The organism is Streptococcus sp. 339, assembly GCF_013277285.1.
Classification (GTDB): Bacteria; Bacillota; Bacilli; order Lactobacillales; family Streptococcaceae; genus Streptococcus; species Streptococcus pseudopneumoniae.
On sequence record NZ_VMMR01000082.1, the window covers coordinates 1 to 14299 of the forward strand.

Sequence of the window (14299 nt, forward strand, 5' to 3'; positions counted from 1 at the left end):
CTCTATCTCAGCCATTCTCCTTGCTGCAGCGGCTGCTATGGCATCTACCGCCATGTCTGTTCCTATTGGATTCACATCGCCTATAGCTTTAGTTCCCTCAGTTTCCTGCTTGGTAACTTCATCTTGGGTCTGAGCATCCGTGATGGCTTGTTTAGCTTTGTCCGCTTCCGCTTGGGCTTGTTTCTTAGCCGCCTCTTTTTCTCTTGGACTTAGCTTGTTATTGTTGTCAATCTCTGTTTCTTTTTCTTTAAGCTTATCTTCTATTGCTTTTGTAGCTTTGTCTTTTATTTGCTGCTCTTCGTTCAACTGTCTCTGTTTTTCTAGTGCATCTCTCACCACTGTTTTATAATCACCAGTACTAGCTCCAAAATCAATCTTCTCCTTAATTTTTTGCAATCTTACATCATAATCAGCCTGGGTTTCAGGAGTAGACCATTTTGTATCTTCTTCTTTTTGTTGGGTTAATTTATTATAAACTTTTTGAGATAAATCCTTGGCTACTTCTCTAGTATCCTGAGTAACCTTAAATCCTTCTCCGGTAACTGGTAAAGCATAATGTTGCCAAGGAACTTGGTATCCCATACCTAGATGTTGATTATCAGCTGAACTAATACTAACTGTATAATCAGTATAACCTTGAGGTATATTAATTAGTTTACTCTTAAATTTTCCAGGAATACCCTGTGGTCTATTTCCATTTTTTTCTAACTCAGCATTATAAGTAGATGTCTCTGTATGTGAACGTAACGTACTAAAATATTGTTTATTCTTATCCTCTGTTGCTTTTGTTACTGTCATGTTCTCATTTGTTAAATTTTTAGAAGGATCAAACGTAACTGTATAAAGTATCTTTTCTGCACCATCTTTGTTAGCTTTCAGTTCAACTTTATAATTTGCTTTCCTCCCATCAATATCTCCAGTATATCCTGTTTTAAATTCAATAGTTACGTTTGATCCTACCTGTTGTCCATAAACTTTAAATGTTTTTTCAATCCCATTAAAGCCCTTCAAACCTTTAGAAATACCATTTGATTCATCATCAGTTTTATAGTTTGTTCCATCAAATGTTTGTTCATTTTTATTTTTTTGAGTTCTTACCTTGGATAAAAAGAGTGCATAATTATTGCTACGATCAAACACAGACTCTTTAACCCACGTCCAATAATGCATAGTATCACCATTAGACGAACGCACCGTATTCACAGTTTCAATAGGAAAGACCCCTCTATCTGTCTTTTTTGCAACAGCAAATTTTCCGCCATTAACTGCCTTCCAACCACCAAATTCACCAAATTCCCTCACTTCACCTTGATTTATAGTTTTGGTATTACCAACTTGGTCTATGTTAGCAAGTTTTTTCTCATTCTCTACTGTTTCAGGTAGTTCTTGTAATTTGTTCGCCAATGTATCTACACTTGCACCATCCCCTGGAGCTTCATAAGTCTGATGTGCATCTGGATCGGCATCGGCTGCAGTCGCTGTTGGGGCAGGGTCTGCATCACGTCTTTTACGTACTTTTGGCTTGCTGCTTGCTTCTTCTGATCTTGTACCTTCACCTTCAGATTTTGGAGAGCTAGAGTCCCCACTCACAGAGTCTTCATCCGATTGAGTCTTTGTTGTAGTTTCGCTTCTCTCAGATGAGTTGGCTTCTTCCTCTTTGGTCTCTGGATGACTATCTTGCTTGCCTTCATCCCCTGCTTCAGTATTGGTTGCAGATCCTTGTTCCTTTGCAGCAGGAGCAGCGTAGGTTAGCTGTGGATCCTCTGATTTTTTCTCTGTTTCCGAATCCTTATCAGCTGCCACCTCCTCATTTGACTGTATGGCCTGCGCTTCCGCAGCAGATACCGCTCCACTTCCCATAAAGAGATAGAGCGCCGCCACGGCTACCGAGGCCGCTCCAAAACTAACCTTCCGAATCGAAAAACGTAATTGTTTTTCTCTATCGTCCTTCTCACTATAAAACATATTAGATGTTCCCCTTTTTAGTTTAAATTTTTTCAAGTGTAATTACTGACTCCATAACTGTAACACAATGCAAAGGTTTGCCTTGTGAATCAAAAATGCACTCAATCATTCAACCTGATATGACTAAACTATTATACCTTAAATTACTTTAAAAAGATAATCATTTGACTTCTTTATCTCACTTAGTACCAAGAAAAAGACAGCCCATCCATATATATGGATGGGCTCTACAAAGCTATTCTATCAAGCTTCCTGACGATTCTGTCTTGAGAAACATATACAAATCAAGGTTTTATTACAATTTGATAACATTTTAGTTACAGTTTATTTCGAAGTGTTTCCCCCTGATGTTAAGCACATCAAAAGCTAATTGATAAAAACAAATCCTAGCATTGTATGATTAAAAAGCCGCTCTTCTGTAGTAGCCACGCCATACCCTCTTTTTTATCATTTATGGATAAAACTAAATCATAGGCCAGTTTATAGATTCTAACCCCTTGCTTAGGGATTCGTATAGATTAGATTATTAGCTAGCCAGCTCCAGTTTTTCTAAGATCACTACTTCTCTTAGGCTTACTTGATTTACAAATGACCTAACTAGCTAACTCCGAAATCACTATATTTTATCGAACCCTATCTAGGAGATAGAGAGTTACAAAAAACTCCAACCATGGCTTGCGAACCTTGTCTTTGCTGGTTTCTCTGTATTTTTTAGGGCTTATTTGTATTTTTTCAATAGCTCCTCAAACTCAGCGACGGTTATGCCCAACTGCTGGCTAGCAACCTCAGAAGTCAGAAGACCTTGGCGGACTAGATTTACTAAACCTACTTTTAATCCCTGTTCAAGCCCCTCTGCACGACCTCTCTCCAACCCTTTTTCTTCAGCTTGTTCCAAGGCATAGTCCTGTGCTAATAAGGCTTGTTCTTCTCGCATACGTAGTTGACTAAACATCTCCCTGTCCTCCTCGGACCAGCTCTTGTAATCTAGCAGTTGGTCTGCTTGGCTGATGGCTCGCTCAGGTTCTTGGGTAAAGGGTTTATTCCCGAAAAACTCCAACCATGGCTTGCGAACCTCGTCTTTGCTGGTTTCTCTGTATTTTTTTAGTTCCAAGAATGCCATCTTAACCAGATGGTTTTCCTGTCCATTGTTTGTAATTGTTAAAACCTCACCTGTCCTATCCTCTCGCATGCTAAAACTATGAAAAGCCAAGTCATCTGAGAAGTAGTTACTATCCACAATTGCGATAGCGTATACTGGTGAGATGTGTTTATAACTCTGATGAGTATCACCTTCTCGTTGACGAATTTTTTCAAGATTTTGATTGACCTGACTGCAAAGGTAAGCCCACAGGCGATTGATGAAAAAATTCTGATGATGGACTTGAATCTCAATGATTACTTGAGTACCATTATCTAGTTCAGCTAAAACATCTATACTGGTATAGAAATCCTGAGCCGAGTAGGGCAGGGAAGGCAAGACGTGAATGTTACTTCCCTCCAAAATGGTCACATTTTTGGCTGGTAAATCCAGCATATCGCGAATAAATTGACAAGTGATTTCCGGATTGCTAAAAATCTTCTTAGCAACCAAATCATTGGTCGGGCTAATGCCCGGATGACGTACAGTCATATTGCTTCTCCTTTCATTATAGCACATTTTTTAATCTAGATTTGATTATTCTATTTATTTATTCGAAAAAGAGAGGAAAATACAGTCAAGATATGGTCACAAATTTAAAATTTTATAGTGAAATGAAAAAATAAGAACAGGGCAAATCTATCAGGACAGTCAAATCTATTTCTAACAATGTTTTAAAAGTAGAGGTGTACTATTCTAGTTTCAATCTACTATACCATTATTTTCTCCGATTTCTTGATAGTTTATAAAAAAGCAGGCCATTAAAGCCTGCTTTACTATTGATTCTTATATACATTTCCTGTGAACAAGGAAAGGCATTTCTGATAACTTATTCTTCATCCATGCTCAAGACGCTGAGGAAGGCTTCTTGTGGGACTTCAACTGATCCAATAGCTTTCATACGTTTCTTACCAGCTTTTTGTTTTTCAAGGAGTTTACGTTTACGAGAAACATCACCACCATAACATTTAGCAAGTACGTTCTTACGAAGGGCCTTAATATCAGTACGAGCGACAATCTTGTGTCCAATTGCTGCTTGGATTGGAACCTCAAATTGTTGGCGAGGGATGATTTTCTTGAGCTTATCAACGATGAGTTTCCCACGTTCGTAGGCAAAATCCTTGTGAACGATAAAGCTGAGGGCATCCACCTTGTCTCCGTTGAGAAGGATATCCATTTTCACCAGCTTAGATGGGCGATATTCTGACAATTCGTAGTCAAAGCTTGCATAACCACGTGTCGAAGACTTAAGTTTATCAAAGAAGTCAAAGACAATTTCAGCAAGAGGAATTTGATAGATAACATTGACACGGTTATCATCAATATAGTCCATAGTCACAAAGTCCCCACGCTTACGCTGAGCTAGCTCCATTACTGCTCCGACGAACTCCTGTGGTACCATGATTTGCGCCTTGACATAAGGCTCTTCAATGGTCGCAATCTTAGTTGGGTCTGGAAACTCAGATGGGTTAGACACATCCATAGACTCACCGTCGGTCAAATTAACTTTGTAAATAACAGACGGAGCTGTCATGATGAGGTCAATATTGAACTCACGCTCTAAACGTTCCTGGATAACATCCATATGGAGAAGTCCAAGAAATCCACAACGGAAACCAAATCCAAGTGCCTGAGATGTTTCTGGTTCAAACTGAAGACTAGCATCATTCAGTTGCAATTTTTCAAGGGCTTCACGCAGGTCATTGTACTTGTTTGACTCGATAGGATAGAGACCCGCAAAGACCATAGGATTCATCTGCTTGTAGCCATGTAATGGCTCTGTTGCAGGATTGGTTGCCAAGGTAACGGTATCCCCCACACGAGTATCCTGAACCGTCTTGATAGAAGCCGCAATATAACCAACGTCCCCAGTCGCAAGAAAATCACGACCAACTGCTTTGGGTGTAAAAATACCGACTTCGGTCACATCAAAGGTCTTGCCATTGCTCATAAGCTGAATCTTATCGCCAGGTTTAACCACTCCATCCATGACACGCACTTGAAGAATAACTCCACGGTAAGCATCGTAAACAGAGTCGAAAATCAAGGCTTTTAGTGGTGCCGTCACATCACCCGTTGGTGCTGGCACTTTTTCTACGATTTGCTCAAGAATTTCTTCAATCCCAATACCAGCCTTGGCAGATGCTAAGACTGCTTCACTGGCATCCAAACCAATGACATCTTCAATCTCCGTACGCACGCGCTCAGGGTCTGCAGCAGGCAGGTCAATTTTGTTAATGACAGGCATGATTTCCAAATCATTGTCCAAGGCCAGATAAACGTTGGCAAGGGTTTGAGCCTCAATCCCTTGGGCAGCATCGACCACCAAAATCGCTCCCTCACAGGCAGCTAGCGAACGGGAAACTTCATAGGTGAAGTCTACGTGTCCTGGTGTGTCAATCAAGTGAAAAATATAAGTTTCCCCGTCTTTTGCAGTGTAATTGAGCTCGATGGCATTTAACTTAATGGTAATCCCACGTTCCCGTTCTAAATCCATACTATCCAAAAGCTGAGCTTGCATTTCACGACTGGAGACTGTCTCAGTTTTTTCCAAAATGCGGTCTGCTAGAGTTGATTTTCCGTGGTCAATATGGGCGATAATAGAGAAGTTACGGATCTTCTCCTGTCGTTTTTTCAATTCTTCTAAGTTCATGATTCTCTTCCTTTCAGGGTATCTATTTATTATAAATTGTTTTTGACATTTTGACAAGACCATCCCCTGCTAGGAGTACTAATCTTCAGCGACAAAGCCGTCATTCTCAATAAAGTGATGTTCTGTCATCCCTTGATCTGTAAAGACAATCCCGTGAAGGACACCACCATAGACAGCTCCTCCATCCATCCCAATCTTGCCATCTTCTGTAGTCCAAAGCTCAGCAGTACCTCGCTCTTGCTTTAACAAACCATAGACCGGTGTATGACCAAAGACAATGATTTTTCCAGTATGATTTTCTGCTTCGTGGAATGGTTTTCTAAGCCATACTTTCTTGTAATCTGTAGTTTCATGCCAGTCGTCCAAGGTCAAATCAATACCTGCGTGAACGAAGATATACTTGTCTGTCTCTACCACAAATGGCATTTGACGAATGAATTCGACCAAGTCTGCCGCTTCAGTAGCAACCCGCTTGGCATCCTCAATCCCGTCAACTGGGGCATCCAAGGGACGACCTAGGATAGAGTTAATAGTTGTATCACCACCATTACGACGATAGTGGTCATAGCTTTCTTCTGGATCATCTAGCCATGTCAAAAACATATACTCGTGGTTTCCTGACAAACAGATAGCCCCTTGATTATCCACCAAGTCCTTGACCATTTCAAGGACACGGCGACTATCTTCACCACGGTCAATTAAATCCCCTAGAAAGAGCAACTGGGTCTGACCATCCCAGGTTTTGAGAAGGTCTTCCAGCATCCCAGCTTTTCCGTGAACATCTCCAATTACATAATAGTCAGTCATCTTATTTCTCTCTGTTTCTCAACAATTCTCTGGCTTGCGTCAGGGCTGCTTCGGTCACATCATCACCTGCCAACATCTTAGCAACTTCCTCCACTCGCTCTTCAACCGTCAAAAGACGAACAGTCGAAACCGTTGAATGGTCATTGCTGATCTTCTCAATAAAAAATTGATAATCCGCAATCGCAATCACTTGTGGTAAATGGGAAATAGCTAGAACCTGCCCATGTTGGCCAATCTTGTGAATCTTCTGTGCAATAGCTTGAGCTACACGACCTGAAACTCCTGTGTCCACCTCATCAAAGACTATGCTGGTCTTGCCTTCTTTACGTGAAAAGGCAGACTTAATGGCTAACATGAGACGAGATAATTCCCCTCCAGAAGCAACCTTAACCAAGGGTTTAAAGTCTTCTCCAGGGTTGGTTGAAATATAAAACTCAACCATTTCATTGCCCTCACGACTGAATTTGCCCTTGCTAAAACGAACCTGAAACTGGGCTTTTTCCATATAAAGGTCTTGCAGTTCTTGTTTAATCTCAACTTCGAGCTGCTGAGCCAAGTCATGACGAGCAGAGGCAAGTTGACCAGCCAAATCAACAAGATTGACTTCCAATTTCTTAAGCTCTGCTTCCATGTCCTCAGATGAAAGGTTATTGCCTGTCAAGAGATTATATTCTTCCGTAATCTTGGCAAAATAAAGCAAGACATCGTCTACAGTCCCACCGTACTTACGGGTAATGGTATGAAGGAGGTCCAAGCGATTCTCAACCTGCATGAGACGATTGCCGTCAAAATCAAGGTCCTCAATAATAGCTTCCAAACGTTTGCTAATGTCTTCTAAGACATAGTAGGTCTCAGACAGTGAGCTTGAAATTTCACGGTATTCAGGGTCATACTCTTCGACACTTTCCATGTCATTCATGGCTGAACGAACATTGGCCAGACTTGAAAAGTCTTCATTGTCCAACATACTGTAGGCATTGGTCAGTGTATCCGCAATATTTTTATGGTTGAGCAGTTTATCACGCTCTTGATTGAGAGACAAGTCTTCTCCAGCCTGCAAGTTTGCTGCCTCAATCTCTGCCATTTGAAATTCCAACATTTCGATACGTGCCTTGTGTTCCTGTTGGTTTTTCTTGACTTCCAGAACCTGCTTGCGCATTTTACGGTAGGCATCAAAACTTGTTTGATAGGTTTCTTTTAAGTCCCAAAAGGCTGTATCACCAAATTCATCCAGCATCTGGATATGCAGTTGGGGACGCATTAACTCTTCTTGATCATGCTGACCATGAATGTCCACCAGATGTTGCCCAATAGCACGCAAAACAGACAGATTAACCATCTGGCCATTGACACGACTAATACTCCGACCATTTTGCAAGATTTCCCGACGGATGATAATTTCATCACCCAATTCCAAACCTTGCTCATCAAAAATTTCCTGTAAAAGACGACTATTCTCAACTGAGAAAAGCCCCTCAATCTCTGCCTTTGGTGCACCATGACGAATAACATCTGTCGTCGCACGAGCTCCCAACATCATATTCATGGCATCAATGATAATCGACTTCCCTGCGCCTGTTTCACCAGTCAGGACTGTCATCCCCTTCTCAAAATGGAGGGAAATAGCCTCAATAATGGCAAAGTTTTTTATCGAAATTTCAAGTAACATATAGACCTACCATTTTTTTACTTGTTCAAAGATTTCCTCAGCTAGACTTTCACTTCTGGCCATGACTAAAATCGAACTATCATCAGCCAAACAGCTGAAAATCTTGTCCGCAAAAGTCTCAATTAACTGAGCTTTTACAAAAGCCGTATTTCCTGGAATAACTTGGAGATTGATCATCTTGTCCATCAATTGAGCCGATTCGATATTATATTCAGCTAGTTGCAAACTTTTTACGATTGATTTTGGCAATTCATAGACATAGGTGTTGTCTCTCAAAGGAATTTTGACAATGCCTAGCTCTTTGATATCACGTGATACTGTCGCCTGAGTGGCAGTGATGCCTGCCTCTTTCAAATGTTCTACAATTTCTTCTTGTGTACCGATTTGATAATCTGTCACAAATCGTCTAATTTTTTCAAGTCTCTCTTTTTTATTCATTTTTAAATTGACTATGCGCCCTTTCTACTATTTCTTCAATCTCAGCAAGAACCTGATTGCTTGCTGACTCTTCTTTTTTCAAATACGCTAAAAATTCAATATTTCCATGCCCACCTTGGATGGGAGAAAAATCCAATCCAAGGACTGAAAAGCCCTCCTCTACTGCCATAGCTGTGACAGATTCAAGGACATGTTGATGAACCTTAGCATCCCGAATAATTCCATTTTTCCCGATCTGCTCTCGACCTGCCTCAAACTGAGGCTTAACTAAAGCCACAACCTGACCTTGATTTGCCAAGACACGGTGCAAGGCCGGAAGAATCAAACTAAGGGAAATGAAACTCACATCAATACTGGCAAAGCTCGGTTCCTGCTCGAAATCAGTCTTTTCAGCATAGCGGAAATTGAACTGCTCCATGCTGACAACCCTTGGGTCTTGGCGTAATTTCCAAGCCAACTGATTGGTACCAACATCGACTGCAAAGACCAACTCGGCACCATTTTGCAACATAACATCGGTAAAACCTCCAGTAGAGGCACCGATATCAATCGTTGTAGCTCCTTCCACTGACAAATCAAAGACCTGCAAGGCCTTTTCCAGTTTCAAGCCACCACGACTAACATATTTGAGTTTTTCACCCTTGAGTTTTAGCTCAGTGTCATCTGGAATTTTCTCTCCTGGCTTGTCAAACCGTTCTCCATTAAGGACTGCTAGGACTAGACCAGCCATGACACCGCGCTTGGCCTGCTCTCTCGTTTCAAACAAGCCCTGTTTATAAGCTAGTACATCCACTCTTTCCTTAGCCATTGATTCTCAAACTTTCTACTACACTTACAATCGATTTCATCTCAAAAGGAACCTGCTGGGCAATTTCGTCTAATTTGGTATTAGCTTGATCCAAAGTTTGGTTACAAAAGGCAATAGCCTCTTCCAAGCCCAACAAGGCAGGATAGGTTGACTTTTCAGCCTGTAGGTCCTTTAGTGGTGTCTTGCCGATTTCCTCAAAACTAGCTGTCACATCCAGTACATCATCTCGAATTTGAAAAGCAAGCCCAATCAATTCACCTACAGTTTTCAGTTTTGCCTGCATCTCAGGTGCCAATTCGGCTATAATAGCAGCTGCTTGGAAGGGATAAGCTAGTAGTTTTCCAGTCTTATTAGCATGAATAGTCTGGAGTTCTTCCAAAGACAAATGCTGGTGTTCGCCTTCCATATCCAAAACCTGGCCTGCTACCATACCCAGACTTCCTGAAGCAAGCGATAAGTTGGCAATCAAGTCTACCTTAATCTGACTTGGCAAATCTGCCTGCGCTATCAAGGCGTAAGGATCTAGGAACAAAGCGTCTCCTGCCAAAATGGCCATAGCTTCACCGAATTTTTTATGGTTTGTCAATCGTCCCCGACGGTAATCATCATCATCCATAGCAGGAAGGTCATCGTGAATCAAACTCCCTGTATGAATCATTTCCAAGGCCGCAGCCACCTGTGCATGTGCTGGTTTAATAGCCACCTGCAAGGCTTCCAGAACTTCTAACAAGAGAAAAGGCCGAATACGCTTGCCACCAGCATGAATAGAATAGAGAACAGACTCTCGCAAACTAGAGGCAAACTGCTGGCCTCCATAAAAGTCTTCCAAGGCTGACTCGACAAGAGCTAATTTTTCTTGCTTTTTCATTCAAAATCACTTTCTGTTCCGTCTTCTTGCATGACCTTGACCAAGGTCTTTTCAGCCTTGTCCAGCGTCGCTTGGAGTTCTTTTGACAAGACCATGCCCTTTTGAAAGGCAGCAATCGCATCTTCCAGAGCAATTTCACCATTTTCCAAACTTTGGACAATGGTCTCCAGTTCTGCTAGATTTTCCTCAAATTTCTTTTGTTTTGACATCTTTAACCTCTAATTCTACTTGACCATCTCGCATCAAAAGCGTCACTTGGTCTGTTTTCTTTAAATTCTCAACCGAATCAACTACGGACTCTTCTTTTTTGACAATTGCATAGCCACGCGCCACGATTCGACTGGTATCCAACATGAGCAAAGCTTCTGAAAGTCGCTTGACTTCAGCAACCTTGGCATCATAAACCAGCGCCATTTGACTACGGAGGAGCTTATCCAACTGGCCTAGACGGTCTTGATAGCGTTGGATTTTGGTAACAGGTGATAATTGAACCAGTTGATGCGTCCTTGCTTGGACTAATTGCTTGTTATCAGAAATCCGTGTTCGCAAACTTTGTTTCAAACGCAATTGCAGTTGATCCAAGCGTTGCATATAGCCATCATATAACCGCTCTGGTTGTCTAAAGATAACAGACTGACTGCATTTTTTCAAAGCTTCTTGTTTCTTAGATAGGACATTTCGGACTGCCGTTGCCATCCGTTTTTCCTGATTTTGCAAATGAGCTAATAAATCCAACTTGGTCACAGGTGTTGCCAGTTCAGCAGCAGCCGTTGGTGTCGCAGCGCGGCGATCTGCCACAAAATCCGCCAAGGTCACATCCGTCTCATGTCCCACACTAGAGATAACTGGTAAACGAGACTCAAAAATAGCTCGTACCACAATTTCTTCGTTAAAGGCCCAGAGATCCTCAATAGAACCACCTCCACGACCAATAATGAGTAAATCCAAATCGTCCCCTTGATTAGCTCGCACAATATTTCGAGCAATTTCCTCCGCAGAACCATCACCTTGCACCTTGGTCGGATAGAGAAGAATGTCCACACCTGGGAATCGCCTGCTGACGGTCGTGATAATATCTCGAATAACGGCTCCACTGCGACTGGTTACTACACCAATTCTCTTAGAAAATTGGGGCAGAGGTTGCTTGAACCTCTCTTGAAACAGGCCTTCTTCTGTCAATTTTTTCTTGAGTTGTTCAAACTGAATCGCAAGCGCCCCAACCCCATCAGGCTCAGCCTTTTCAATGATGATGGAGTAGCTACCACTTGGTTCATAGACCTGCACACGCCCAATCACATTGATTTTCATTCCTTCTTCTAGGTCGAAACCTAATTTCTGATAAATCCCAGACCAGATGGTCGCTTGAATAACTGCATGGTCATCCTTTAGGGAGAAATATTGGTGAGTAGGTCGTTTACGAAAGTTGGAAACTTGACCAGTTAAATAGACCCGTTCCAAGTAAGGGTCTTTATCGAATTTCATTTTCAGATACTTGGTCAAAGTTGTTACCGATAAATACTTTTCCATCTCCACCTACTATTCCTTTTCTTGCTCTTTCATGGGTATTATTATACCAAAAATATGCCTAAAAATCTCCATTTATGTACCATTATGAGGGAAAAATAGAAAAAGGAGGCAAGGCCTCCAATTCTGTTTATTTGCTATTTCGAGCTTCTTCCAAAATCTTAGCAATCTTGGTCGTCAACAGGTCGATAGCTACTGTATTGCTGACTCCCTCAGGAATGACGATATCAGCATAACGCTTAGTCGGCTCGATAAACTGATGGTACATGGGTTTAACCACACCTAGATACTGGTCAATAACGCTATCAAGGCTACGGCCACGTTCTTCCATATCGCGCTTGATACGACGAATAATGCGCACATCGTCATCCGTATCCACAAAAATCTTGATATCCATCAAATCGCGCAAACGCTTGTCTTCCAAGACCAAAATCCCCTCAACGATAAAGACATCTTGAGGCTCTTGACGATAGGTCTTGCTGCTCCGTGTATGTTCAGTATAGTCATAAGTCGGAATGTCCACCGGACGCCCTGCCAACAATTCCTTCATCTGCTCAATCATCAAGTCTGTATCAAAGGCAAATGGATGGTCATAGTTGGTTTTGATACGCTCTTCAAAGGTCAAATGAGACTGATCCTTGTAGTATGAATCATGCTCAATCATGGAAATCTTTTCATCAAGAAAATGCGATAAAATGGCTCTTGAAACACTGGTTTTACCACCACCAGAACCACCTGTCACTCCAATAATGATTGGTCTATTTTGCATGCTATCCTCCGTTATTTTATCCGTCGTCTATTCTATCACATTTTTTACAAAATTTATAGTCTCATCAGCAAAAAACACCAGAGTCTTCCCTCTGATGTTCGATAGTTTTAACGAAAGCCCTGTAGGGTTTGAGCAAGCATCTGCAAGAAAGCCAGTCTCCCTCTTTCCTGGCTAGGAGCTTTGGCAATCCATAAACCAAAATCAATGACAGACTTAGGTGCCTGGTAATGATGCGTCATGAGGTAAAGCGACAACCCTTGACTCAAATTGGCCATGACCGATTGGTATTTTTCATTTCTGTCTAAATTTTGTATAGCAAGACGAAACAGGTGACTCAACTCACTATTTTCATTTATTTCTTTTTGTTGAAGAAGTTGCTCCACCCTTTCTCGAAACTCATTTTGCATCATGGAATTATCACACCAAATCCTGGTCTAGGTGCCCATGGACCATAATTAATCCAGCCATTGACTATTACACTTCCCGTGTACCCCCAAAACTCTCCATGATTGATACTGCATTTTGCTCGACCTTTAACGTCTACACAATATATTCCTGGGCCTAAGTTCCCACCAGAACCTGTAATGGACTCTAAATATTTATCTGAAAGAATTTTAAGTTGCTTCATTTCACACCTCTAAATTTCTATATAGATTATTTGAGTATCTACAACTCGCAACAATTGGAATATTATAATTCCCAACCCCATTCTACTATTAGTATGGGGTTTTATCAAGCAATTGTTATCTATCACCCGATTTTTATTCCTAAAGGATCTAGCTAAAAACCTTCCTTGGCTTATAGAGATTGCCCCGTTTTTCTAGAATGGCTAACAATTTATCATCTTCAAAGGCAGCCAGTTCTTTGTCCGTTTGGTCTAGCTCAATAAAACGACCAAAGCGAACTTCTGTAGCTTCTTCTGGACTTAGGAAAACTTTGACAAGATCACCTGTCCCAATCTCTAAAGGATGGAGAAAATCTAATTGCCCAGCCTCTACTTTTTCAGCAATTTCCTCCAAGGTCAGTGCGTCTTCTAATTGTAAGCCAGCAGCACTAGTACGAGTCAAATGGGACATATGAGCCGCATAACCAAGCTTTTCACCCAAATCAACTGACAAAGTACGGATGTAAGTCCCTTTACTGCATTTTACACGAAAAGTAAAGCGTGCAAGGTGATCATCATAAGAAATCGGACTTGTTCGATCAAATTGATAAATGGTCACCTGACGTTCTGGACGCTCCACTTCCTGACCAGCACGCGCATACTCATAGAGCTTGCGACCATTAACCTTAACTGCCGAGTACATAGGCGGAATCTGACTAATAGGTCCAGTCAAGCTCGCAATCGCTTCATCAACAATGGTTTCATCTAAAGGTGACAAAACAGGCGTCTCTGCGACAACTTCCCCACTAGCATCCTCAGTCGTCGTGGAATAACCCAGAGTAATTTCCCCCTCATAGATCTTACCCTCGTCCTGCATAAACTCGACCATGCGTGTCGCCTTGCCAACCGCAATCGGCAAAACACCCACCACATCCGGATCCAAGGTTCCACCATGACCAATTTTCTTGGTTCCCAAAATCTTACGCAGTTTAAAAACCGCATCATGCGAGGTCATTCCTGCTTCTTTTTTTAAGTTGATAATACCGTTCATTTTTG

The 14299-nt window shown here is 41.6% G+C and carries 14 protein-coding genes; all 14 read right to left on the reverse strand.

Annotated features, from left to right (window positions below; genetic code table 11):
• The coding region (locus tag HT736_RS09270; RefSeq protein ID WP_172930973.1) for a DUF1542 domain-containing protein at window positions 1-1965 on the reverse strand (1965 nt) is incomplete at its 3' end.
• 718 nt (window positions 1966-2683) lie between these two features.
• A complete protein-coding gene (locus HT736_RS09275) occupies window positions 2684-3595 on the reverse strand; it encodes an Rpn family recombination-promoting nuclease/putative transposase (RefSeq protein WP_083022231.1) in 912 nt (303 codons plus the stop codon).
• Between the two features lie 337 nt (window positions 3596-3932).
• Window positions 3933-5756: a translation elongation factor 4 gene (gene lepA, locus HT736_RS09280; protein ID WP_001047210.1), complete on the reverse strand. Its 1824-nt coding sequence runs from the start codon at window positions 5754-5756 to the stop codon at window positions 3933-3935.
• Window positions 5757-5834: 78 nt separating this feature from the next.
• A complete protein-coding gene (locus HT736_RS09285; RefSeq protein ID WP_172930974.1) occupies window positions 5835-6563 on the reverse strand; it encodes a metallophosphoesterase family protein in 729 nt (242 codons plus the stop codon).
• A gap of 1 nt (window position 6564) precedes the next feature.
• Entirely contained in the window at window positions 6565-8232 is a 1668-nt protein-coding gene (gene recN, locus HT736_RS09290; protein WP_172922717.1) for a DNA repair protein RecN, read from the reverse strand.
• 6 nt (window positions 8233-8238) lie between these two features.
• Window positions 8239-8670, reverse strand: coding sequence for an arginine repressor (locus HT736_RS09295; RefSeq protein ID WP_001034403.1), 432 nt, complete (start codon window positions 8668-8670; stop codon window positions 8239-8241).
• Window positions 8663-9478, reverse strand: coding sequence for a TlyA family RNA methyltransferase (locus tag HT736_RS09300; protein ID WP_138699311.1), 816 nt, complete (start codon window positions 9476-9478; stop codon window positions 8663-8665). The genes HT736_RS09295 and HT736_RS09300 overlap by 8 nt, the downstream gene beginning before the upstream one ends.
• A complete protein-coding gene (locus tag HT736_RS09305) occupies window positions 9471-10346 on the reverse strand; it encodes a polyprenyl synthetase family protein (protein WP_138707147.1) in 876 nt (291 codons plus the stop codon). The genes HT736_RS09300 and HT736_RS09305 overlap by 8 nt, the downstream gene beginning before the upstream one ends.
• The gene (locus HT736_RS09310; RefSeq protein ID WP_000043226.1) at window positions 10343-10555 is read right to left on the reverse strand and encodes an exodeoxyribonuclease VII small subunit; all 213 of its coding nucleotides are present in this window, start codon (window positions 10553-10555) and stop codon (window positions 10343-10345) included. Before HT736_RS09310 ends, HT736_RS09305 begins: the two co-directional genes overlap by 4 nt.
• Window positions 10533-11873, reverse strand: coding sequence for an exodeoxyribonuclease VII large subunit (gene xseA / locus HT736_RS09315; protein WP_025172076.1), 1341 nt, complete (start codon window positions 11871-11873; stop codon window positions 10533-10535). Before xseA ends, HT736_RS09310 begins: the two co-directional genes overlap by 23 nt.
• A gap of 127 nt (window positions 11874-12000) precedes the next feature.
• Window positions 12001-12639 (reverse strand): uridine kinase, encoded by a 639-nt coding sequence (gene udk, locus HT736_RS09320; protein ID WP_001181364.1) that lies wholly within the window; start codon window positions 12637-12639, stop codon window positions 12001-12003.
• A 107-nt stretch (window positions 12640-12746) separates the two neighbouring features.
• Window positions 12747-13049 (reverse strand): bacteriocin immunity protein, encoded by a 303-nt coding sequence (locus tag HT736_RS09325; RefSeq protein WP_000983427.1) that lies wholly within the window; start codon window positions 13047-13049, stop codon window positions 12747-12749.
• A complete protein-coding gene (locus HT736_RS09330; protein WP_057522529.1) occupies window positions 13046-13267 on the reverse strand; it encodes a hypothetical protein in 222 nt (73 codons plus the stop codon). Before HT736_RS09330 ends, HT736_RS09325 begins: the two co-directional genes overlap by 4 nt.
• A gap of 148 nt (window positions 13268-13415) precedes the next feature.
• The gene (gene truB, locus HT736_RS09335) at window positions 13416-14294 is read right to left on the reverse strand and encodes a tRNA pseudouridine(55) synthase TruB (protein WP_050108172.1); all 879 of its coding nucleotides are present in this window, start codon (window positions 14292-14294) and stop codon (window positions 13416-13418) included.
• Window positions 14295-14299: the final 5 nt, after the last annotated feature.

What these genes read in the sequence shown, in the direction of transcription:
- recN (WP_172922717.1), bottom strand. Translation starts at nt 8,232, where the DNA reads ATGTTACTTGAAATTTCGATAAAAAACTTTGCCATTATTGAGGCTATT.
- HT736_RS09300 (WP_138699311.1), bottom strand. Translation starts at nt 9,478, where the DNA reads ATGGCTAAGGAAAGAGTGGATGTACTAGCTTATAAACAGGGCTTGTTT.
- HT736_RS09285 (WP_172930974.1), bottom strand. Translation starts at nt 6,563, where the DNA reads ATGACTGACTATTATGTAATTGGAGATGTTCACGGAAAAGCTGGGATG.
- HT736_RS09295 (WP_001034403.1), bottom strand. Translation starts at nt 8,670, where the DNA reads ATGAATAAAAAAGAGAGACTTGAAAAAATTAGACGATTTGTGACAGAT.
- HT736_RS09325 (WP_000983427.1), bottom strand. Translation starts at nt 13,049, where the DNA reads ATGATGCAAAATGAGTTTCGAGAAAGGGTGGAGCAACTTCTTCAACAA.
- xseA (WP_025172076.1), bottom strand. Translation starts at nt 11,873, where the DNA reads ATGGAAAAGTATTTATCGGTAACAACTTTGACCAAGTATCTGAAAATG.
- HT736_RS09305 (WP_138707147.1), bottom strand. Translation starts at nt 10,346, where the DNA reads ATGAAAAAGCAAGAAAAATTAGCTCTTGTCGAGTCAGCCTTGGAAGAC.
- HT736_RS09310 (WP_000043226.1), bottom strand. Translation starts at nt 10,555, where the DNA reads ATGTCAAAACAAAAGAAATTTGAGGAAAATCTAGCAGAACTGGAGACC.
- truB (WP_050108172.1), bottom strand. Translation starts at nt 14,294, where the DNA reads ATGAACGGTATTATCAACTTAAAAAAAGAAGCAGGAATGACCTCGCAT.
- HT736_RS09275 (WP_083022231.1), bottom strand. Translation starts at nt 3,595, where the DNA reads ATGACTGTACGTCATCCGGGCATTAGCCCGACCAATGATTTGGTTGCT.
- HT736_RS09330 (WP_057522529.1), bottom strand. Translation starts at nt 13,267, where the DNA reads ATGAAGCAACTTAAAATTCTTTCAGATAAATATTTAGAGTCCATTACA.
- lepA (WP_001047210.1), bottom strand. Translation starts at nt 5,756, where the DNA reads ATGAACTTAGAAGAATTGAAAAAACGACAGGAGAAGATCCGTAACTTC.
- udk (WP_001181364.1), bottom strand. Translation starts at nt 12,639, where the DNA reads ATGCAAAATAGACCAATCATTATTGGAGTGACAGGTGGTTCTGGTGGT.